Here is a 20861-nt window from a genome sequence, read left to right as displayed (position 1 = left end):
TCCTTAGTGAGTGATCTTAGGATCTAAAAAGGCATAGAGTATATCAGCTATGGCATTAAAGAGTATGGTTAGTGCTCCTACAATGATAGTAAGAGAAAGCACCAAAGAATAATCTCTATTTAAGGCCCCATTTACAAAGAGCTGTCCTACTCCTGGTATGGTAAACAAGGTTTCTATTACAACTGAGCCTGTGATAATACCCACAAAGGCTGGAGAAAGATAAGAAACTACCGGAATTAAGGCTGGTTTTAAGGCATGTTTAAAAAGAATTCTTAATGATGAAAGTCCTTTAGATCTTGCTGTTCGTATAAAATCAGAATGCAAAATTTCTATCATAGAACCTCTTGTAATCCTAGCAATTGCTGCCATATAAGCTATACAAAGAGCAGCTACAGGCAAGATCATAAATTTAGGATCGCCGTTGTTCCAACCACCTGATGGTAAAAACTCCAAATTTATAGCAAAGATCAAAACAAGCAAAGGAGCTATGATAAAGCTTGGTAAAACAACCCCTATCATAGCAAAAGCCATAACGCAGTAATCTAAAATGCTGTTTTGATTTAAAGCTGCTGTGATACCTATGCTTACGCCAATAACCACAGCAAAACAAAAGGCTATAATGCCTAAGCTAATCGATACTGGAAAGGCTTGGGCTAAAAGATCATTAACAGAAAGATCCTTATAAACAAAACTTGGTCCAAAATCTCCTTGCAACAAAGAACCAAGATAAGTAAGATACTGAACAAGCAAAGGTTTATCAAGTCCGTATTTGGCATTGATATTTGCCATTACCTCAGGAGGATAAGCCACTTCGCCCATAAAGGGACTTCCAGGTGCTAGTCTCATTAAAAAAAATGAGACTGTAATAAGCACAAATAAGGTAGGTAAAGCTTGTAAGATACGAAAAAATATAAATTTTAACACCCTAGCTTCCTCAATGTTCTAAAATATAAACATCTTTAAAGTAATAACTTCTTGAAGGTTTGATCTTATATCCTCTTACATAAGGTTTGATGATCTGAGACTCTGTATAGAAGTAAGCTGGAGCAAGAGCTGCTTCATTGTAAAGAATTTCCTCTGCCTTAGCATAAATTTTAGCTCTTTCCTCATCAGTCTTTGCTTTTGTAGCTGTTTTCATCATCTCATCAAACTGAGCATTTGAAAAACCACCTTGATTGTTTGAAGAACCTGTTGTAAAAGTATTTAAGAAGCTACTTGCTTCATTATAATCAGAACACCAAGCAGCTCTTGACATTTGTTGCTGACCTAAGCGTCTGGTTGAAAGAAAGGTTTTCCATTCTTGATTTTGAAGCTTGACATTGACAAGTCCTTTTAAATTTTGCTTCCAAATAGAAGAAACAGCAAGGGCTAGTTTTTTATGATCTTCATTTGTATTGTATAAAAGAGTGAAATTTAAAGGCTTAGCCTTGCTATAACCAGCTTGCTCTAAAAGCTTGATAGCTTCTTCATTTCTTTTTTGCTTACTCCATTTTGAATACTCAGGTGCAACTATAGCTGAAGCTCCTTGAATAGCAGGCGGAGAAAAGGTATAAGCTGGTTTTTGCCCTTGTTTAAGAATTTGATCAGTGAGTATATCTCTATCCAAAGACATAGTTAAGGCTTTACGAACTTTCACATCATTAAAAGGAGGTTTTTTTACATTAAATTCATAAAAATAAGTACAAAGGCTAGGTCCTATGGTAAGCTCTTTTGGATAATCTTTTTTAATGCTATCAAAAAGTTCTAAAGGGAATTTAGACACATCAAGACTGCCCGCTCTATAGCGAGTATAAGCTACTGATTGATTTGCGATTTGAAGTAATCTTACCTTATCTAACACGACATTTTTCGCATCCCAATAATAAGGATTTTTAGATAAAATCGCCTCTTCATTCACAACCAAAGAATCAATCTTGAAAGCTCCGTTGGTAACGATATTTTTAGGATCACTCCAAGAATCGCCCAATTTTTCAACTACCTTTTGAGGCACAGGAGAAAGCACATAAAACTGAGTAAGCAAATCAGCATAAGGCACAGAATCTTCCAAGTGCAAAACAAGGGTATAATCATCTTTTGCCTCTACTCCAAGAGAGCTTGATGGCATTCTGCCACTGATGATAGAAGAGGCATTTTTAAGCTTCATGTAGTTCAAAAAAGAAGCATAAGGAGAAGCTGTTTTTGGATCAGCTAGCCTTTTCCACGCAAAAACAAAATCACTTGCTAAAACAGGATCTCCATTTGACCACTTAGCGTCTTTTCTAAGCGTAAAGGTCCAAGTTTTATAATCATTGCTATGCTCCCATTTTATAGCAACACCAGGCTTTATCTTATCATCTACATCAGAAATGATAAGAGTTTCAAATAAATTTCTTGCAAAAATACCCTCAGGAACACCCTCAACCTTAGCAGGATCTAAGGATTGCGGAGCTGCTCCTGCGTTATAGGTAAAAATTTGATTTGAAGCAAGCTTTTCTCCAGCCTTAGGCTGCACAGCGAAAAGCAAGCTGGTTAAAACCAAAAAGACACAGGTTAATTTTTTCATAATGAAAATCCTCCTTGAATATAAATTATGATTAATTATATTGTATGTATTATTCCTATATACTGAAAATCACATCTCAAATTTAAAAAATGCAAATTTCGTTTCAAAATGAAACACTTTAAACTTATAATAATGAAAAATTGTGTTTTTATAATTAGGATATTTTCATACTTTTTCTACAAACCTATATAAAAATAAGAAAGAATTTATCCTAATCGTTACAAGTTTAAAAATAAGTCTTTAGAAAATACTTCTACTATAGATAAGCAAACAAAAATAATGTTACAATTTTTCATGATAAATAAAGAATGATAAGTTCTTATAGCAATACCGAATTATTTTATTTTCCATTTATTTTACAACTCAAAATTTTTATAAATTTTTTAGATTTTATTGCCTTTATTTTAGTTTATTTAAGCCCTTGCGTTTTTTTGAATAATAAAAAATAAAAAGACAACTCAAATAAAATTCCGAAATAAAAGCCGTAATTACGATATATATTTCCTTCTTTTGTTTTTTGATGTCTAAAAAGTATACTAAAAAGGAGTTTAAAAATGTTAGATTTGTTAAGTTTATTTAATGAAGCTTTAGCTTTTTATCAGCCTTTATCCAATTTTTGCAAATATTTATTTATATTTTGTATTGGTTTGTGTATTTTAGTTGCCTTTTATTTATGAAAAAATGGGTTTAATAATGAAGGTCAAAAAGATAAAATAACATTATATTTAGAAGGAATCAAAGCAAAAAAGCGATATTTTATAAGCGGTGGAGTATTTTTTGCTCTTGCACAATTTTAAGATACTTTGTCCTTTTCACGATGAAAGAATGCTCTCTTTCATGGTAAATTCTGGAAAAAATATATTTTATTGTTTTGGTTGTGGAGTTGGAGGAAATGCATTTAAACTTTAAAGAATAGGTTAAATAAGATTATAGAGTTTGAAAAGCAAATTCAAGTTAAACTCGCTAAAAATGATACTAAAAAGAATCACTATCCCTTTAAATCTTAAAAAGTTTTTCTTAGCTTTAGCTTTGCTAAAACAGAGCTTAAATTTTATGAAAAGGAGAAAAAATGAAAGAAATTAAAGAGCTTTTTAAGGCTATTGAAAGAGAGGATATTACGAGTGAGATGAATAATCTTATTAGCGATGATATCATAGATAGCATTGATATAATGGCCTTGGTAGCTGAGATAGAAAAAAGCTATGGTAAGGCCTTGGAGGCTGATTTTATAAGGGCTGAAAATTTTGAAAGCTTTGAAGCTATTAGCAAGATGCTAAAAGAGGCCTTTGGCTAAGTTTTATTTAAAAAATTTTAAGATTTAAATAGGAGCTTAAAGGCTTTACTAGTCTAAAAATTGTCCTAAAATTGCTTTCTTGTCTAAAGCCTTTTAACTCAAATGACTAATTTAAAGCTTCTTTCACCCATAAAGAGCTTAAATTTAGCTCACTAAAGCCTTAAAGGCTCTTTAAATTAGCCTTAAAAGGGCTTTAAATTCTTTTCAAAGCCCTTTTATTTTGAGCTTCAATTGATCCTCTTCTTCAAAAAAATTATAAAGCAAGTCATCACAAAGATAGCTTATATTTTTTTCACAGTTTGGCTTTTTTCTATTTTCAAGCCTTTGAAGTAAGGGAAAAAGTTCTTTTTCTATAAGCATTTTAAGGGGTGTATCCATACCGTGATTTAAATTTTTGATAAATTTGCCATCTACTTGATTTTCACTGACAATAGACTTAAAATCCACCTCAAAGCCAAGGGCTAAAAGCTCATTAATAAATTCTTTTTTAGCCTCAAAGGAGGCTACGGGATCAAATTTGCAGTGATAGCTCACATAAAGGGGTCTTGCTAGCCCTGCCATAGTTTTTAAATGCTCTTTATTTAAAAGGGTTCTTATAGCCTTTCTTGCAGGGCTAAAATAAAATTTGCTTTTCTCATCTAAGTTCCAAAGGCTTTTGGTTGAGGTGTAGATAGATAAGTTTTCATAAGTTTCATTTTCAATGGGGGCTAATTCAGGGTATTTTGTGAAGTCAAGTTCCTTTCCAAGGCCCACATGCCAAGGTAAGATCTCAACCCCACCTGAGTTTTCAATCAGCCCATCAACAAGCCAAGGAGCAAGCTTAGCACAAAGCATACTAAGGTAGGCTCCGTAAGATTCACCAGCTAATATAAGAGGCGAACCCCCCCCCCCCCTAGCATTGAAAAGCTTTTTTACAAAAAGTGCAGCATTTAAGATATCAAGAGCAGCCATAAGGCCAAAATTTTGATACTCCTTTCTTTTAGGAACTATACTTGCGTGAAGTTTAAGCCTAAAATCGCCTTTTAAAAATGAAGCCTTTTTAAGCTCACTAAGCTTATAATTTAAGGCTTGTACTAGCTCATAGACCTTAGCTTTTTCTATTTTTTGATTTAAAAGTTCCTTACTAAGCTTAATATCTATTTTTTCACATTCTTTTTCAAGTATGCTTTTATCTCTTTCATCAAGCATAAAATGAGACCCAAGATCAAAGCGGTTATAAATGCAGTGATAATTAACACTCACCATAACAAGCTCATATTTTTTTGCAAAATATTCAAGATATAAATTTAAAAACTTATCATCGGCTGAACTTCCCCAGCCTTGAAGCACAAAAACAAAGGCCTTAGGAGTCTTTTCATCATCATAATGCATGACAAAATCAGGATCTTCTTCTCTTTTGATATTAAGCTCTAAATCATGGCTTGATTTAAATTTAAGCTTTTTTCTTATAAGCATAGTTTTTCCTTTTAGGGCTTAATTTTAGCTAAAAGAAATTTATTTTTAGCTAAAATGGCGAAATTAAGGTTTAGGATAATGAAAGAATTAATAAGCACTAGGGATAAAAATTATACAAACAGAGATTTAATTAAGAGCTTGCAAGAACTTGGCATAAAAGAAGGCGATATACTTTGTGTGCATACTGAGCTTTTTAATTTTGGAAAGCCACTTTTAAGCAAAGATGAGTTTTTAAAAGCCTTGCTTGAGTGCTTTTATAAGGCCTTAGGACAAAGAGGAACTTTGATAATGCCAAGCTTTACTTATAGCTTTTGTAAAAATGAAGCCTTTGATAAGACGCATTCAAAAAGCACTATGGGGGTATTAACTGAGTTTTTTAGAAAGCAAAAGGGGGTCAAACGCACAAATGATCCTATCTTTTCTTTTGCCATAAAAGGTGCTAAGGAAGAGCTTTTTTTAAAGGATACTAGCTCTTGTTTTGGTGAGGGCTGCGTGTATGATGAGTTAGCTAAAAATGAGGGTAAAATTTTACTTTTTGGTATGCAAAACTCAGGCTATACCTTCACTCATTTTGTAGAAGAAAAAGCTGGAGTAAGCTATAGGTATTTTAAAAAATTTAGCGGAATCTTAATTGATGAGGCTGGAAAGGCTTATCAAAAAAATATAGAATATTTTGTTAGAAGCTTAGAAAAAAACTCAAATTTAAGTGTTGAAAAGCAAATTGAACTTTTAAAGCAAGATTTAAATTTTAAAAGCTTAAGCTTTGCTAATGCAAGCCTTACGCTTATTAATGCAAAGCCTTATTTACAAAGCTTTTTAAAGGCTTTAAAAGAAGATGAAGAAGTGCTTTTGCAAAAGGAAAATTAATGAAAATAAAACTTAAAAATCACAGTATCAAAGCCCTTAGCATAGCCTTGCCAAGGCAGTTAAAAAGCTTAGAAGAGGAATTAAAAGAATGCAATTTAAGCCTTAAAAAATATGAGCTTTTAAGTTTGCAAAGTGGCATAAGAACTCATTTTAACGCACCTAAGCAAGTCTTTGCTAGTGATTTGGCCATTAAAGCCTTAGAAGGACTTTTTGAGCTTGAACCCTTGGCTAAAAGACTTGATATGCTCGTTCTTTCAAGCTTTACTCCTGATTTTTACTGCCCTTCTTTATCCTCTTTGGTGGCAAAGGGCTTAAATTTGAATGAAAATGTGCTTTGCTTTGATGAAATAAGCTTTTGTGCCGGCTTTTTGCAAGGGCTTTTTAAAGCCTTTTTAGCCCTTGAAAATGAAGATATTCAAAGCGTGGTTTTAATTTGCGTTAATACCAAGTCAAAAAAGCTAAGCCCTAAGGATAGAGCCTTGTTTTTAAGTAATACAGACAGTGCTAGTGCTCTTTTGATAGAAAAATCAAAGATAAAAGAAACTGCCTTTTACACCCAGCAAACTCACAGCCAATATGCCCTAAAAGAAACCCTGCCTTGCAATGCCTTTAATGAGAGCTTTGATGATTTTATAAAAGTTGATGGGGACTTTATCTTTTCTTTTGTAATGGATAAGTTCCCGCACTTTTTTGAGGATTTTTTAAAAGAAGCGAAGCTTAAAAGAGGAGAGCTTTTTTTGCAAGCTCCTAATGCCTTTTTTAAAAAAAGACTCTTGGAAAAAATGGGCTTTGAGTATAAAGATGATGAGCTTTTTAGAAATTTTGGCGATGCTAATATCAACAAAATCCCACTTGAACTAGCCCTAAGGGCTGAAAATGCAAAGCTGGGGGGGGGGATTGAGCTTTTTAGCAAAAAAGATGGCTTAGAAAATACAAATTTCAGCCTTTTAGCTAGCTTTGGAACAGGCATAGTTTTTAATGCCTTAGCCTTAAAAATTAATTTTGAAAAGCTTAAAAGCATGATTAAAATTTATGATTTTACAAAATCCTAAGCCTAAAGCCATCTTTGTTGTTTTGAAAAATATAGTTTTTATCCTTGCATGAGTGCAAAAGTTCAAATTCATTATTTGTGCTTTTAAAATCTTTATTTTCAAGTTTTTTAAGCAAAGGTGGCAGTTCTTTTTTTAAAAGATTTTTATTGCTAAGTCTTAAGCCGTGCTCTAAGCTTTTTATAAATCTTCCATCAAGCTCGCTTTCATCTTTTATTAAGTGCAAAGTACTATCAAAGCCAAGTTCTTTTAAAAGCTTATGAAAGCTTATTTTATGCTCCGCACTTGCACCCTTATCTTGAAGGCTATGATAATGTGTAAAAATAGTCTTATTATTAGTCCTTTGCTGGCTTTGTAAATGAGCAGGATTTAAAAGGGTGCGTATGAGATAATGTGCTTCATCAAAGAAAAAGGGCGAGTTTTCATTACGCGTCCAAAGGCTTTTTGTGGTGCAAAGTAAAAGAAGATTTTTAAAAGAATTAACATAAAAATCACACTGGCTTAACTCACGCCCTAGGATAAAGGGCAAATATGGCAAAGTAGGGCCTGAGTTTTCGATCACTCCATCAGCAAAATAAGGAGCTATTTTAGCTACAAGCATACTCACATAAGCTCCATGAGAAGCTCCTGCATAAATTCTGGGCAGCTTATGAAGGCTTGGAAAATGCTTGATGATATCCTTTAGCGCATTGATATGATCTATAGCTTGCATTATGCCATAGTTTTGATATTCATCGTTTGCAGGGATTAAATCACATTCTATGCCAATTTTATCTCCATTATAAGAAGCCTTACTTATCAGTTCATCTATATAAAAGCAAAGGCTTTTAAACTCCTGTGCGTTTAGTTCCCTTTTAAAAGCCCCCCCCCCAAAGCTTGCTAAAAGTCTATTTAACTCATCAAGACCTTTTTGGGTAGGTAAAATTTGGGCATTATATTTTTCTTCTTTATTGATGCCAGGTCTGTTTGCAAAGCAGTGATGAAAAACGCTTACCGCCATTACGCTATAATTTTTAGCAAGAAACTCTCTATCAAAGTCTAAAAAAGAAATATTTTGATTATCTCCAAAACCAGGTACTATGAAAACTATGGCTTTTAAATCTTTGCTTTTATCATAACTTATGCGGTACTCAAGTAAATTTTTTCTCTTAAGCTTAAGCTCTATATCATCACAAGATTGTATCTCAAAACTCTTATTAACAAGCATATTCTAACCTTTTTAAGTGAAATTATACTGAAATTTAAGTAAAATAACTTAAAGGAGCTTTAATGATAGTGAAAAAAACTTATGAGATCAAATCTTGTGATGATGTAGAGCTTGATATAAAAAGAAGTTCAAAGCTTAAATTTTATCTTTATTATGATGAAACAAAGCCTGTAGAGGCTTTAGTTTTTGTGATCCAAGGAATAGGAGCTGATGCTGATGATAGTTTTTTAGAGCTTGTGATTAAGTCCTTATTGAAGGATTTTTGTGTAGCCTTTGTCAGCGTAAATTATCATTGTATAGGAAATCGCCCTCAAACAGGGTCTAAGTTTTATCTTGATGATATAGATAAGCTCATTATGCAAGCAAGCCTTGAGGCTTTAAATTTAAAGCTCCCCTTTAATATAAAAGAGCTTAACAGCTATGATGATATGAGTAGTGCTTTTAAATTGATTAATAATAAAATCATAGACCTTAAAAAAGAGGGCGAGCTTGAGATGAGCTTTTATTTAAATTTGCATGTAAGCTTAGCACCTGCTAGAAATGAATATCAAAATTTTGGCATTATGGCTGCAAGTGATCTTATCAACACAGCCTTATATCTTCAAAAAAATGCTCCCTTTAGTGTAGGGGGGGGGGCATTGCCTGTTATAATGACAGGAGGATCTTACGGCGCTTATCTAGCTCTTTTAAGTGCTAAGCTTGCTCCTTGGCTCATTGATGGGGTGATAGAAAATTCAGGTGGAGCTAAGATCTTGCAAAGGCTTGTAGGCTTTGGTAAGGAGCTTGATTTTATGAAAGAAGCTGAGTTTGCTAGCTTTGATTTTTTTCATCATATCAAAACCCATTGTTCGAGTAAGACTTTTTGGAGCTCAAACAAATACTCAAAAAATTACTTCTCAAAGGCTAGGCTTGATATAAGAACCTTATTAGTTGAAGATCATCTAAAAACTCAGACTAAATTTAATCAAACCAAGATCATAGGCTATCATTCAGCCAAAGATGAGTATCTAAGCTATCAGGATAAGCAAAGGCTTTTTGAGCTTTATAAAGAGCTTGGCTTTAAAGCTTATCTAAGACTTATAAAAGATGAAAGCGAAGTTGATGGTAAATTTATTAAAAATTTAAAGCACGGACTTGGCATACCCCTTAAACTTTTGCTTAAAAAAGAGCTTCCAATAATGCTAGATTTAATCAAAAAAGCTCCAAAAAAAGAGTATAAAGAAAAAAGCATTTCTTATAAAAGTGCTGAGCTTATTTATACTTTTTTTCAAAAATATGATAAACTAAATTTAAAGATTACAAATGGATAACATTCAAGGATAAATTTTTAGTTTGGAAAGTGAATGAAAAATAAGGCTAGAGCGTGAAAACACTTTGCATTATACCAGCTCGAGGTGGATCAAAACGCATTAAAAATAAAAATATCATCGATTTTTGTGGCAAGCCCTTGATTGCTTATAGTATAGAAAATGCTTTAAATGCTAACATTTTTGACGATGTTATCGTTTCAAGCGACGATGAGGCTATTATCAAAGTGGCTTTAGATTTTGGTGCAAAAGTTCCATTTGTGCGTGATCAAAGTCTAAGTGATGATTATGTTTCAAGCGACGATGTGATAAAAGATGCGATCAAAATTTTAGCAAAGATGGGGAAAAGTTATGATAACATTTGTTGTTTATACGCGACCGCACCACTTTTAAGTCCTGAAATTTTAAAGCAAGCTTTTGATTCTTTTCTTAAAAATAAGAGTAAATTTTTATTTGCGGCAGCTGAGTTTTCTTATCCTATACAAAGGGCTTTTTATCTTAATGCACAAAATGGCGTGCAAATGTTTGATGAGAGCAAATATAGCACAAGAAGCCAAGATCTTATAAGAGCTTATCATGATGCTGGGGTGTTTTATTTTGGTACGAGCAAGGCTTGGCTTGAGGAGGATTTTATGTTTAAACCGCATTCAAGCGTGTTTTTGTTGGAAAAAAATTTAGTTTGTGATATTGATACCTTGGAGGATTTGGAATTTGCAAAAAAACTTTTCTTGATCAATCAACAAAAATCATAAAGGAAAAATATGTTTATTAGCAAGATAAGAGGTTTTAAATACCCTGATATTGAGCTTGTGAGGTGGTTTTTTAAATCTAAAATTTATGAACTTCCTAGAAAGAAAGTCCTTGAGTTTGGCTCGCATAATGGCAACAACCTAGCCCTTTTTGCAAGCTATGATTTTGAGGTTTTGGGAGTAGAACTTGATGAAAAAAATGTAGAAAATGCAAATTATAATTTCAAAGAGCTTGAAAATTACCAAAAATGCGAGTTTTTTACAGATGATATCAAGCACTTTGCACAAGTAAAAAAGGACATTAAGGCTAGTGTTTTTCTTATCCCAAATGTAATCAATTTTCTTAGCAAAGAAGAATTTATAAATTTGCTCCAAAACTCACGAAAAAATAAGCTTTACGAGTATGAGAATGACTTTGCACATTTTTTTATAAGAGCAAGAAGCATAAAGGACTATCGTTACGGACTTGGTAAAAAACTAGACAATGGCTCTTTTTTGCTTGATGATGAATACGCAGGAGAAAAAGGTTGTATCTGCACAGCCTATCAAGAATACGAGCTTGTAGAGCTTTTAGAAGAGCATTTAAATTTATATGATTTTGAGCTTATAACAAGTGAAAATATCAATATCAAGGATAAAGTTTTTATCAAAGATAGCGATATTATCGTCTATGGTAAGATAAGATAAAAAAGGAGAAAAGGTGTATTTGAAAGACTTAAAAGGGCTTAAATTTCCTGATTTGGCTGTCATAAAATTTTTTTTCAAACAAGGCTTGCATAACCAAAGCAAACTTAAAGTGCTTGAATTTGCTTGCTCTAATGGCAACAATCTAAGCTTGTTTGCAAATTATGATTATGAGTGTATAGGCGTTGATTTAAATAAAGAAGATATAGAAAATGCAAATTATAATTTTAAAGAAGTTATAGGTGCTAAGAATTTTGAGTTTTTTCACGCTAATATGCTTGAGTTTGCCAAACAAAATAAAGACATAAAAGCTGATATTTTTTTACTTCCAAATGTGATTAACTATCTTAAAAGAGAGGACTTTTTACAGCTTTTAAAGGATTTGAGAGCAAATTCTTTATATAAAAAAGATGCCTTATTTTTTACAAGAACAAGAAGCATAAAGGACTATCGTTACGGACTTGGTAAAAAAATCGCACACAATAGCTTTTTTAACGAACATGATAACACTACAGGGGAAAAAGGCTGCATCAACACCTTATATCAAGAGCATGAGTTAGTTGGTTATTTTAAGGAGTATTTAAAACTTTATGATTTTAAGGTTTTGCAATATGAAAGCACTAATGTCATGGGCGAAGATGAACGCCTTGTTACAGATAGTGATATAGTTATTTATGGGAAGATTCAATGAAAATAGCTATCATGCAACCCACCTTTTTGCCTTGGATAGGCTATTTTAAGATGATTGAAAGCGTGGATTGCTTTGTTTTTTTGGACTGCGTGCAGTTTGAAAGAAGAAGCTGGCAAAGTAGAAATAAAATTAAACTTAATGATGAAGAGTTTTTTTTAAGCCTTAGTTTGAAAAAAACAAGCCAGCAAACACCCTTAAATGAAATTTACCTAAGCGAAGAAGAAAAATGGAAAAATAAGCTTTTATTAAGTTTTCATCATGCGTATTCTAAAAGTGTTCATTTTAAAAGATATGAGGATTTACTTTCTTATGCTCTTTTTCATTTTCAAATTTTAAGTGAGCTAAATATTTTTTTGATACAAAATTTTTGTAAGGATTTAGAGATAAAAACCCCTTTATTAAAGGCTTCAAATTTAAATCTTTTTGGAAAAAAAGAGTATTTGTTGCTTGAAATTTGCAAGGCTTTAAAGGCTGATTCTTATCTTTCTGCTGAGGGTTCGAAGTCTTATTTAGCCAAAGATGAGGCAAGAGAAATTTTTAAAAATGCCAATATACAAATTTTTTATTTTAGCTTTGAACACCCTATATATCATCAGCAAGGCAAGGGCTTTCTTTCTTATTTGGGAGTGGTTGATTTTTTATGCAATGTTACAAATTTTGTGCAAGAATTTAAGCATTTTTCTTGTGTGCATTATGAAGAGTAAATGATGAAAGTTTTGATTCGAAGTGATAGTTCAAGCAAGATTGGTTATGGACATATCAAAAGAGATCTTATCCTTGCTAAGCAATATGAAGATGTGAGTTTTGCTTGTCTTGATTTGCAAGGTTCTTTGATCGATGAGATCCCATATCCTACCTTTGTTTTGGAAAATGAAAGCATGACTTGCTTGGTAGAGCTTATTTTAGAGGAAAAATTTGATTTTTTTATCAATGATTGTTATTCACTAAGCTATGAAGATGAAAGGTATATCAAGCAAGTTACTAAGGCTAAGATCTTAAGCTTTGATGATGAGATAAAGCCTCATTATTGTGATATTTTACTCAATGTTAATGCCTACGCAAAGGCTCAGTTTTATAAGGACTTGGTTCCAAAGGATTGTGAGCTTCGGTGTGGCTTTGCTTATGCCTTGGTTGGCGATGAGTTTTATGAAGAAGCAAGACTTGTGAGGGAAAAAATTTATGATCATTTTATTTGCTTAGGTGGAACAGATGTGAAAAATTTAAGTGCGCAAATTGCTGATAAATTACCTAAAGATGAAAAAATTTTTATTGCCACAAGCTCAGCAAATTTAAATCTTTCTTCCTTGCAAGAATTTGTCCATAAGCGTTCAAATATAGCTCTTGGAGTTGATATTAAAAATATCGCCAAACTTATGAATGAAAGTAAAAAACTCATTATCACGGCAAGTTCTTTAGTCAATGAAGCTTTGATTTTGAAGGCTAAATTTAAGGCTATTTGCGTGGCTAAAAATCAAGAAAAACTTGCCCATTGGCTTAAAATGCAAGGAAGAGAGGTTGAATTTTATGAGGATTAGATTTGACATTGATTTGAAATTTGAAAATAAAGCCTTTTAAAGGCTAAATTTTCAAACAAGTATCAAAAAATCCAACCAAAAACGGATATAATTTTAAAAAATTTAAGGTAAAAATATCATGAAAATTGCAAATTTTGATACAAGCAAAGAAGTTTTTATCATCGCCGAGCTTTCTGCAAATCATGCAGGAAGCTTAGAGCTTGCCTTGCAAAGCATAAAAGCAGCCAAAAAAGCAGGGGCAAATGCGATCAAAATTCAAACCTACACCCCAGATAGCCTTACTTTAAACAGCGATAAAGATGATTTTATCATCAAGGGAGGTCTTTGGGATAAAAGAAAGCTTTATGAACTTTATGAGAGCGCTAAAACGCCTTATGAATGGCATTCTTTGATCTTTGAAGCCGCACAAAATGAGGGGATTATCTGCTTTTCTAGTCCTTTTTGTAAGGACGATATAGACTTTTTGAGCCGTTTTGATCCTCCAGCTTATAAAATCGCTTCTTTTGAAGCAAATGATGAACATTTTGTCCGCCAAATCGCCAAACAAAAAAAACCGAGTATAGTTTCAACAGGCATTGCAAGTGAGGCTGAACTTGAAAGAGTGGTGCAAATTTTCAAAGAAGAACAAAATGAAAATTTGATCTTTTTAAAATGCACTTCAGCCTATCCGGCAAGCTTGGAAGATATGAATTTAAGGGCTATTTTGAGCTTAAAGGCTAAATTTGGCATAGAAGTTGGTTTAAGCGATCATAGCTTTGGCAATCTTGCGGCTATCTTAGCCGTAGGACTTGGTGCAAGGGTAATTGAAAAGCATTTTATGCTTGATAAAAGTATTAAAAGCGAAGATAGTGCTTTTAGTCTTGATTTTGATGAGTTTAAGGCTCTTGTAAAGGCTGTTCGTGAGGCTGAGAGTGCTTTAGGAGATGGGCATTTAAACCTTGATGAAAAGGCTTTGAAAAACCGCACTTTTGCAAGAAGCTTGTATGCGAGTAAGGACATTAAAAAAGGCGAGCTTTTTAGCAGTGAAAATGTCAGATCCGTGCGTCCAAGTTTTGGGCTTCACCCAAGTTTTTACCCTATCATTTTAGGTAAAAAGGCTACAAAAGATATAGAATTTGGCACAGCTTTAAAAGAAAGTGATTTTGAGTAATATTTAAGGAAAAGATAATGAAATTTACCCCCGAACACAAAAAGATCTTTAATAAAAATTTAAAAAGTTTAGAACATCTTGTTTTGCTCAAAGAAGAGCTTAAAAAAATTCAAAAAGTCAGGTGTTATGAATTAAAGCTTGGTAAGGATGCTTTGGATATAAATTTAAAGGACTTAAGGGATAATTCTTTAATATATAAAGATATTCAAAACACACTTAATGAACACATAAGAGTTTATAATGAAAAGTATATATATTATCCTGTACTTTTTTATTATGGTTTTGGAAATGGACTTTTATACAAGTTTTTACTACAACAAAAGCATTTAAAAATGCTCGTCATTTTTGAAAATGAGTTAGAAATTGTATATTTGATGTTTCATTTGGTGGATTTTTCTAAGGAATTAGCAGAAAAAAAGCTTTTTATTTTTGATCCTACAAAACTTCTAGAATTTGATCTTTACGCCATTTTTTTAGATAAAACAATAAAGGCTTTTAGTGGAGTTTATCACTTAGAGCTTCATAGTGATTATTATGAGAAATTTAGCAAAAGTATTTTAAGTTTAAATGAAAGTATAATCAAAGTCATCAAAACTTTCCGTTTTCAATCAGGCAATGATACTCAAGATGCTTTAGTGGGTATAAGGCACACAGCAAGCAATGTTTTAAAGATGATCAATCGCCCAAATAAAAGAGAATTTGCAAAAAGATATGCCCTAGCTCAAAATGCTATCATTGTTTCAACAGGACCTTCTCTTATCAAACAGCTTTCCCTACTTAAAGCCTATGCAAATAAGGCTTTGATTTGTTGTGCTGATAGTGCTTATCCTATACTTGCAAGTAAGGGTATTAAGCCTGATTATGTCTTTACGCTTGAAAGAATAGCCTATACTTCAGAGCTTTTTAATAATGATTTTAAAGATTTTGATAAGGATATCACTTTTATAGTAGCTTCAGTCGCTCATGCTAATACCTTTAAATACCTTGAACAAAATAATCGATTTTATATGATCACTTTGAAATCAAGTACCACTTTTCAATACAAAATTTATGATTTTGTTCAAACAGGACAAAGCGTTGCTCATATGGCTTATGATTTTGCTTGTAATATAGGTGCTAAAAATATTATTCTTATAGGACAAGATCTAGCTTATAGCAAGGAGGGTAAGTCCCACCCAAAGGAGTATTTGTATGGGGAAGATGATTTAGATGAAGAAGGGGAGTTTAAAGATGGCTCAAAGGCTCTTGCTTATGGCGGAGATGGTTTTGTAGAAACAAATCAAACATGGGAAGTTTTTAGAGGTTTTTTTGAGTTTATCATACCAAGAGCAAGAGGTATAGGAGTTATGACCTTTAACTGCACAGAAGGTGGTGTAAGGATAAAAGGCACTATAGAAATACCTTTCAAGCAAGCTTGCGAAGAACTTTTAACAAAGGATCTTCACAAGCCTTTTCCTGCCATAAACATGCCAAGTCAAAAATTTAAAGACGAGTATTTATTTAAGGTTTTTACTGACTTGATAAGAGTGTTTAAGGAAGGCGATGAGCTGATTGATTTTTTCACCCAAAAACAAGAAATTTTAAGCATACTGATGAAAAATGCTCTTGATATGCAAGATGAGAGCGAACAGAATTTTCTCTTAGAAGAGGCTTTGAAAAATATAGACAAACTTAAAGAAAAGATAGAAGAAATCACTTCAGTACCTATGTCTGCTTATAGTGAAATACTAACTCCTATACTTTATCAATTTGAATTTAATGTAGTTAAAATTTATGTTTTTATCCCAAAAACAAAGCAAGAAGCTTTAGAAAAGAAGACATTGTGGATAAGTAAGCATCTTGAGCTTATAAATATGATCATAGGACATATCAAGATACACAAACAAGCCCTTTATGAAAGCTCCCAAGATATTTTCGCCGAAGTTAAAAATAGAGGCTTTGAAGAAAGATTTTTAAAAATTCAAGAAAGAATCATGGGGGGGGGGGATTCTTATTTTGCAAATAAGAAAAATGCTATACGAGGCTTTTTTTAGGAAGACAAAGATTACAACGATTTTGTGATGAAGAAAATATTCAGGCAAATGAAAATTTAAAGGTAGCATAATGAAAAATATCTTAGTAACAGGAGCTGACGGCTTTATAGGTTCTCATCTTTGTGAGCTTTTGCTTGAAAAAGGCTTTAAGGTCAGGGCTTTGAGTCAGTATAATTCTTTTAATTTTTGGGGAAATTTAGAAAAAATTTCAAATTTAGACCAGATCGAGGTTTTAAGTGGCGATCTAAGGGATAGCTTTTTTTGTGATAAGCTTTGTGAGGGCATGGACGCTGTTTTTCATTTGGGGGCGTTGATTGCTATACCTTATTCTTATATCGCACCTCAAAGCTATGTGGATACAAATATTCAAGGCACATTAAACATACTTGAAGCAGCCAAAAGACACAAGCTAAAAAAGATCATTCATACCTCAACAAGTGAAGTTTATGGCACAGCACAATATGTTCCTATCGATGAAAAGCACCCCTTGCAGCCTCAAAGTCCTTATTCAGCAAGCAAAATCGCAGCTGATATGATGGCTCTTAGTTATTATAATGCCTTTGAGCTTCCTCTTATCATAGCACGCCCGTTTAACACCTATGGACCAAGACAAAGTGCAAGAGCGATTATCCCTACCATCATCACGCAAATTTTAAGTGGGGCAAAAAGCCTTAAACTTGGGGATTTAAGTCCTACTAGGGATTTAAATTTTGTGCGTGATACTTGCGAGGGCTTTTTGGCTCTTTTGGAGCTTGAAAACTACGGCGAGGTGTTTAATATAGGAAGCGGAGCCGAACATAGTATGCAAGAAGTGGTGGATCTTATCAAAAAGCTTTTAAACTCAGACATTGAAATAAAAAGCGATAGCAAAAGATTGCGTCCAAAAAATAGCGAGGTTTTAAGGCTTTTGTGCGATAGTTCTAAGCTTAAAAAAGTTAGCACTTGGCAAAGCAAAACAAGCCTTGAAGATGGGCTAACGCGAACGATAGAGTGGTTTAAGCTAAATTTAAACGCTTATAAAACAGGGATTTATAATGTTTGAAAAAGAAATTTCTTTCATTAAAAGCCTTTTTGATAAAGAAAATATTCCTTTGCACGAGCCTTGTTTTGTCGGCAATGAAAAGAAGTATTTAAACGAGTGCATTGATAGCGGCTTTGTTTCAAGCGTGGGTAAATTTGTGGGCGAGTTTGAAGAAAAAATATCCAAGCTTTGTCAAAGCAAATTTGCCGTAGCTACAAATAGTGGCACTTCAGCACTTCACATCGCTCTTTTGGCAAATGAAGTGGGCGAAAATGATGAGGTGATCACGCAAAGTATTAGCTTTGTAGCGACTGCAAATGCCATTGCTTACACGGGTGCAAAGCCGATTTTTTTGGATATTGATGAGCAAAGTTTAAGCTTAAGTCCTAAGGCTTTAAAGAAATTTTTGCAAGAACAAAGCTATATCAAGGATAAAAAATGCTTTAACAAAAACACACACAAGCAAATCAAAGCTTGCGTGCCTATGCATACCTTTGGACTGGGCGCTAAGATAGAGGAGTTAAAAGCACTTTGTGAGGAAAATTTTATCATTTTAATCGAAGATGCAGCCGAAGCCTTGGGGAGCTTTTACAAGGAAAAAGCACTTGGAAGCTTTGGAAAATGTGGAATTTTAAGCTTTAATGGAAACAAGACCATTACCGGAGGTTGCGGGGGTGTGATCTTAAGCGATGATGAGAGCTTAGCCAAAAAAGCAAGACATCTAAGCACCACAGCAAAAATCCCTCACCCTTACGAGTATATCCATGATGAAGTAGGCTATAACTACCGCTTGTGCAATGTCAATGCAGCTATTTTGGTCGCTCAGCTTGAAAATTTAGAGCTTTTTTTAAAGGATAAAAGAGAGCTTGCAGGGCTTTATAAGGACTTTTTTAAGGGGAGTGAAAATTTTAAATTTATTGATGAAATGCCTGAAACAAGGAGTAATTTTTGGCTTAATGCTGTGCTTTTAAAAGATGAGCAAGCAAGAGAGAATTTTATAAAAGAATGCCTTGGAAATAATATTTTTGTGCGTGGAGCATGGAAAAGCTTGCCCTCATTAAAACCCTTTGAAAACTGCTTCAAAGATGAGCTTATCAATACACAAAGACTTGAAAGACGCATTGTAAATTTACCAAGCAGTGTTAGAATTCGTAAAATTTAAGGGATTTAAAATGCAAAAAGAAGCCAAAACGGATAAAAAATATTTAGAGGAAAGAAAAGCAGTTCAAAAAACAATGCAGAAAATGCAACAAGAGCTTGAAAAAAAAGAAGTTATGGAAGTATTTAAAAGGCTCAAGGATAAATGAAATATATCAACATTGATGAGGCTATAAAGATTCATGATATTATCATAGACAAGATGCAAGGTTTAAGCGGATACAATAAGACTAACATAGGATATTTGGGTTCAGCTTTGGAACAGATAAAAAATGATGATTTTTATCCTGAATTTATAGATAAGCTTACTCATTTAATATTTTCTTGTATAAAATTTCACCCTTTTAACGATGCCAATAAAAGGACAAGTATATTTTTAGCAATGCATTTTTTAGATCTTAATGGAAAAAATGTAGAAAATTTTGCACAATATATGGAAGATGTGGTTGTAAAGGTAGCTGAAGATTCTTTAACAAAACAAGACTTACGCAAAGTTTTAAAACAATTTTTACAAAAAGATGGACAATGAAAGAAAAAATCTTACTCATAGGAGCTGGTGGGCATGCAAGATCTTGCGTTGATGTGATCGAGCTTGAGGGTAAATTTCAAATCGTAGGTTTTGTGAGTAATAATCCTTTAGAACAAGGCTTTAAATATCCCATTTTAGGCTGTGATGAGGATTTAAAAAGCCTTTTTAAGCAGTATAAATTTGCTCTCATTGCTATAGGACAGATCAAAAATGCAAATTTAAGGGTGCAAATTTATGAAAAACTTAAAAGCATAGGTTTTGCTTTACCAACGATCATTTCCCCGCTTGCTCATGTATCTGCTCATGCAAGCATTGACAAAGAAGCAAGCATTATCATGCACCAAGTTTTAGTAAATGCCGGAGCAAAGGTAGGCAAAGCTTGCATTTTAAACACAAAAAGCTTGATCGAACACGATGCGGTGGTGGAGGATTTTTGTCATATATCCACAGCAGCTGTGGTGAATGGAAATTGTATCGTCAAAGAAAAAAGCTTTTTAGGCTCAAATACCCATTTAAAACACGGACAAATTCTAGAAAAAAATAGCATTTTTTATAATAATTTATCCTCTTCTATGGGGGGGGGGGATTGACCTTTTAGCTCCTTACCTTACAACTCCTCTTAGGAGGAGTGCATGAAAAGGCTTGTTATAGGGTATTTTGGCGATGGCATTTGGGCGCAAAACTGCTTTTTAAAAATTATACAAAATCCACACATTCAAATTGCCTTTGTTGTTTTAAGAAACGAAAGAGACAAAAAGCTTGAAAAACTTGCCGAAAACGAAAATATCCCTTGCTTTTTCAAAGTTGATATTAATTCTTCAGCCTTTATTCAAAAAATTCAAAGTTTTAGTCCTGATTTGCTTGTATCAATGAGCTTTGATCAAATTTTTAAAACCGAGCTTTTAAAACTTTATCCTCGCAAAATCATTAATTGCCACGCTGGAAAACTTCCCTTTTATCGTGGTAGAAATATTTTAAATTGGGTTTTGATCAATGATGAAAAAGAATTTGGCATTAGCGTTCATTTTGTAGATAGTGGCATTGACACAGGCGATATCATCTTGCAAAAAAGCTATCCTATCAGCGATAAAGATGATTATACCACGCTTTTAAAACTAGCATATAAAGAATGTGCGAATTTGCTTTTCAAAGCCTTGCTTTTATTTTTAAAGGGCGAAGTAAAGGCTTTTAAGCAAATAGAAGGTGGGTTTTATTGTCCAAGACGAAAAAAAGGTGATGAATTTATAGATTGGTCTTTAAGCACGAGAGAAATTTTTAATTTTATCCGTGCTTTAAACGCTCCAAATTTAGGAGCAAGTGCTTTTATCAAAGATAAAGAAATTAAGCTTTTTAAAAGTAAGATTATTCAAGATGATTTTAAAAATTCTAAAACGGGGGCTATCGTGCAAAAAGATGATAAAAGTTTTATTGTAAAAACAAAAGATGGAGCTTTAAAGGTTTTGAAATTTAAAGGCGAAGTAAAGCTTAATGATAAATTTATGAATCATTTTTAGCCTCGCTTTTTGGTTTATTTTAGGAATGGTTGATTTTTGTTTTTTTTTTTTTTGATATAATTACCCCTTAAAATTA

General features: G+C 33.1%; 21 protein-coding genes and 1 pseudogene. 18 read left to right on the top strand and 4 right to left on the bottom strand.

What is annotated here, in order from left to right:
• Positions 1 to 3 precede the first annotated feature (3 nt).
• Positions 4 to 924, bottom strand: coding sequence for an oligopeptide ABC transporter permease OppB (oppB, locus tag DMB92_RS02850; protein ID WP_142681547.1), 921 nt, complete (start codon positions 922 to 924; stop codon positions 4 to 6).
• 10 nt (positions 925 to 934) lie between these two features.
• Entirely contained in the window at positions 935 to 2542 is a 1608-nt protein-coding gene (locus tag DMB92_RS02845) for an ABC transporter substrate-binding protein (RefSeq protein WP_221886244.1), read from the bottom strand.
• A gap of 765 nt (positions 2543 to 3307) precedes the next feature.
• Here DMB92_RS02845 and DMB92_RS09345 point away from each other — a divergent pair.
• Positions 3308 to 3445: pseudogene (locus DMB92_RS09345) on the top strand (CHC2 zinc finger domain-containing protein); the annotation flags it as partial.
• Positions 3446 to 3611: 166 nt separating this feature from the next.
• The gene (locus DMB92_RS02835; protein WP_142681545.1) at positions 3612 to 3836 is read left to right on the top strand and encodes an acyl carrier protein; all 225 of its coding nucleotides are present in this window, start codon (positions 3612 to 3614) and stop codon (positions 3834 to 3836) included.
• Between the two features lie 204 nt (positions 3837 to 4040).
• Here the strand turns inward: DMB92_RS02835 and DMB92_RS02830 are convergent, their stop codons facing one another.
• Complete coding sequence (locus tag DMB92_RS02830) at positions 4041 to 5291, bottom strand: DUF2920 family protein (RefSeq protein WP_142681544.1); 1251 nt, start codon at positions 5289 to 5291, stop codon at positions 4041 to 4043.
• A 78-nt stretch (positions 5292 to 5369) separates the two neighbouring features.
• On the opposite strand from DMB92_RS02830, the gene DMB92_RS02825 reads away from it, so the two are divergent.
• Together DMB92_RS02825 and DMB92_RS02820 are read left to right on the top strand one after the other, a co-directional pair.
• Positions 5370 to 6158 carry an AAC(3) family N-acetyltransferase gene (locus DMB92_RS02825; RefSeq protein WP_142681543.1) on the top strand — a complete coding sequence of 263 codons (789 nt, stop codon included), beginning with the start codon at positions 5370 to 5372 and terminating at the stop codon, positions 6156 to 6158.
• Complete coding sequence (locus DMB92_RS02820; protein WP_142681542.1) at positions 6158 to 7210, top strand: 3-oxoacyl-ACP synthase; 1053 nt, start codon at positions 6158 to 6160, stop codon at positions 7208 to 7210. Before DMB92_RS02825 ends, DMB92_RS02820 begins: the two co-directional genes overlap by 1 nt.
• On the opposite strand, the gene DMB92_RS02815 is transcribed toward DMB92_RS02820, so the two are convergent.
• Positions 7197 to 8414 (bottom strand): DUF2920 family protein, encoded by a 1218-nt coding sequence (locus tag DMB92_RS02815; RefSeq protein ID WP_142681541.1) that lies wholly within the window; start codon positions 8412 to 8414, stop codon positions 7197 to 7199. The genes DMB92_RS02820 and DMB92_RS02815 overlap by 14 nt on opposite strands.
• Before the next feature lie 62 nt (positions 8415 to 8476).
• Here DMB92_RS02815 and DMB92_RS02810 point away from each other — a divergent pair, with 62 nt between their 5' ends.
• From DMB92_RS02810 to DMB92_RS02750, 14 genes are all read left to right on the top strand, one after another.
• Positions 8477 to 9724, top strand: a complete 1248-nt coding sequence (locus DMB92_RS02810; RefSeq protein WP_142681540.1) for a DUF2920 family protein — start codon at positions 8477 to 8479, stop codon at positions 9722 to 9724.
• A gap of 53 nt (positions 9725 to 9777) precedes the next feature.
• Entirely contained in the window at positions 9778 to 10473 is a 696-nt protein-coding gene (pseF, locus tag DMB92_RS02805; protein WP_142681539.1) for a pseudaminic acid cytidylyltransferase, read from the top strand.
• 9 nt (positions 10474 to 10482) lie between these two features.
• Entirely contained in the window at positions 10483 to 11157 is a 675-nt protein-coding gene (locus DMB92_RS02800; RefSeq protein WP_260604726.1) for a class I SAM-dependent methyltransferase, read from the top strand.
• 13 nt (positions 11158 to 11170) lie between these two features.
• Complete coding sequence (locus tag DMB92_RS02795) at positions 11171 to 11845, top strand: bifunctional 2-polyprenyl-6-hydroxyphenol methylase/3-demethylubiquinol 3-O-methyltransferase UbiG (RefSeq protein ID WP_142681538.1); 675 nt, start codon at positions 11171 to 11173, stop codon at positions 11843 to 11845.
• Positions 11842 to 12549, top strand: coding sequence for a WbqC family protein (locus DMB92_RS02790; RefSeq protein WP_142681537.1), 708 nt, complete (start codon positions 11842 to 11844; stop codon positions 12547 to 12549). The genes DMB92_RS02795 and DMB92_RS02790 overlap by 4 nt, the downstream gene beginning before the upstream one ends.
• A gap of 3 nt (positions 12550 to 12552) precedes the next feature.
• Positions 12553 to 13380, top strand: coding sequence for a UDP-2,4-diacetamido-2,4,6-trideoxy-beta-L-altropyranose hydrolase (gene pseG, locus DMB92_RS02785; RefSeq protein ID WP_142681536.1), 828 nt, complete (start codon positions 12553 to 12555; stop codon positions 13378 to 13380).
• 118 nt (positions 13381 to 13498) lie between these two features.
• Complete coding sequence (gene pseI, locus DMB92_RS02780; RefSeq protein WP_142681534.1) at positions 13499 to 14530, top strand: pseudaminic acid synthase; 1032 nt, start codon at positions 13499 to 13501, stop codon at positions 14528 to 14530.
• A gap of 17 nt (positions 14531 to 14547) precedes the next feature.
• Positions 14548 to 16563: a motility associated factor glycosyltransferase family protein gene (locus DMB92_RS02775; RefSeq protein WP_142681532.1), complete on the top strand. Its 2016-nt coding sequence runs from the start codon at positions 14548 to 14550 to the stop codon at positions 16561 to 16563.
• Between the two features lie 70 nt (positions 16564 to 16633).
• Entirely contained in the window at positions 16634 to 17605 is a 972-nt protein-coding gene (locus DMB92_RS02770) for a GDP-mannose 4,6-dehydratase (RefSeq protein ID WP_142681531.1), read from the top strand.
• Positions 17598 to 18746, top strand: a complete 1149-nt coding sequence (locus DMB92_RS02765; protein ID WP_142681529.1) for a LegC family aminotransferase — start codon at positions 17598 to 17600, stop codon at positions 18744 to 18746. Before DMB92_RS02770 ends, DMB92_RS02765 begins: the two co-directional genes overlap by 8 nt.
• 10 nt (positions 18747 to 18756) lie before the next feature.
• Entirely contained in the window at positions 18757 to 18891 is a 135-nt protein-coding gene (locus DMB92_RS09340) for a hypothetical protein (protein WP_260604725.1), read from the top strand.
• A complete protein-coding gene (locus DMB92_RS02760; protein ID WP_142681527.1) occupies positions 18888 to 19271 on the top strand; it encodes a type II toxin-antitoxin system death-on-curing family toxin in 384 nt (127 codons plus the stop codon). The genes DMB92_RS09340 and DMB92_RS02760 overlap by 4 nt, the downstream gene beginning before the upstream one ends.
• Positions 19268 to 19861 (top strand): acetyltransferase, encoded by a 594-nt coding sequence (locus DMB92_RS02755; protein ID WP_142681526.1) that lies wholly within the window; start codon positions 19268 to 19270, stop codon positions 19859 to 19861. Before DMB92_RS02760 ends, DMB92_RS02755 begins: the two co-directional genes overlap by 4 nt.
• A gap of 42 nt (positions 19862 to 19903) precedes the next feature.
• Positions 19904 to 20785, top strand: coding sequence for a methionyl-tRNA formyltransferase (locus DMB92_RS02750; protein ID WP_142681525.1), 882 nt, complete (start codon positions 19904 to 19906; stop codon positions 20783 to 20785).
• The last annotated feature ends 76 nt before the right edge of the window (positions 20786 to 20861 follow it).

This window comes from Campylobacter sp. MIT 99-7217 (assembly GCF_006864365.1).
In the GTDB taxonomy this organism is placed as follows: Bacteria; Campylobacterota; Campylobacteria; order Campylobacterales; family Campylobacteraceae; genus Campylobacter_D.
The sequence above is the reverse complement of the archived record's forward strand: the minus strand, read 5'-3'. Positions and strand labels throughout refer to the sequence as shown.

Excerpts from the sequence above, each read along its gene's own strand:
- DMB92_RS02765 (WP_142681529.1), top strand. The coding sequence starts at position 17,598 with ATGTTTGAAAAAGAAATTTCTTTCATTAAAAGCCTTTTTGATAAAGAA.
- DMB92_RS09340 (WP_260604725.1), top strand. The coding sequence starts at position 18,757 with ATGCAAAAAGAAGCCAAAACGGATAAAAAATATTTAGAGGAAAGAAAA.
- pseG (WP_142681536.1), top strand. The coding sequence starts at position 12,553 with ATGAAAGTTTTGATTCGAAGTGATAGTTCAAGCAAGATTGGTTATGGA.
- DMB92_RS02810 (WP_142681540.1), top strand. The coding sequence starts at position 8,477 with ATGATAGTGAAAAAAACTTATGAGATCAAATCTTGTGATGATGTAGAG.
- DMB92_RS02825 (WP_142681543.1), top strand. The coding sequence starts at position 5,370 with ATGAAAGAATTAATAAGCACTAGGGATAAAAATTATACAAACAGAGAT.
- DMB92_RS02815 (WP_142681541.1), bottom strand. The coding sequence starts at position 8,414 with ATGCTTGTTAATAAGAGTTTTGAGATACAATCTTGTGATGATATAGAG.
- DMB92_RS02755 (WP_142681526.1), top strand. The coding sequence starts at position 19,268 with ATGAAAGAAAAAATCTTACTCATAGGAGCTGGTGGGCATGCAAGATCT.
- DMB92_RS02835 (WP_142681545.1), top strand. The coding sequence starts at position 3,612 with ATGAAAGAAATTAAAGAGCTTTTTAAGGCTATTGAAAGAGAGGATATT.
- DMB92_RS02845 (WP_221886244.1), bottom strand. The coding sequence starts at position 2,542 with ATGAAAAAATTAACCTGTGTCTTTTTGGTTTTAACCAGCTTGCTTTTC.
- DMB92_RS02790 (WP_142681537.1), top strand. The coding sequence starts at position 11,842 with ATGAAAATAGCTATCATGCAACCCACCTTTTTGCCTTGGATAGGCTAT.
- DMB92_RS02775 (WP_142681532.1), top strand. The coding sequence starts at position 14,548 with ATGAAATTTACCCCCGAACACAAAAAGATCTTTAATAAAAATTTAAAA.
- DMB92_RS02830 (WP_142681544.1), bottom strand. The coding sequence starts at position 5,291 with ATGCTTATAAGAAAAAAGCTTAAATTTAAATCAAGCCATGATTTAGAG.
- DMB92_RS02820 (WP_142681542.1), top strand. The coding sequence starts at position 6,158 with ATGAAAATAAAACTTAAAAATCACAGTATCAAAGCCCTTAGCATAGCC.
- pseI (WP_142681534.1), top strand. The coding sequence starts at position 13,499 with ATGAAAATTGCAAATTTTGATACAAGCAAAGAAGTTTTTATCATCGCC.
- DMB92_RS02800 (WP_260604726.1), top strand. The coding sequence starts at position 10,483 with ATGTTTATTAGCAAGATAAGAGGTTTTAAATACCCTGATATTGAGCTT.
- DMB92_RS02750 (WP_142681525.1), top strand. The coding sequence starts at position 19,904 with ATGAAAAGGCTTGTTATAGGGTATTTTGGCGATGGCATTTGGGCGCAA.
- DMB92_RS02760 (WP_142681527.1), top strand. The coding sequence starts at position 18,888 with ATGAAATATATCAACATTGATGAGGCTATAAAGATTCATGATATTATC.
- DMB92_RS02770 (WP_142681531.1), top strand. The coding sequence starts at position 16,634 with ATGAAAAATATCTTAGTAACAGGAGCTGACGGCTTTATAGGTTCTCAT.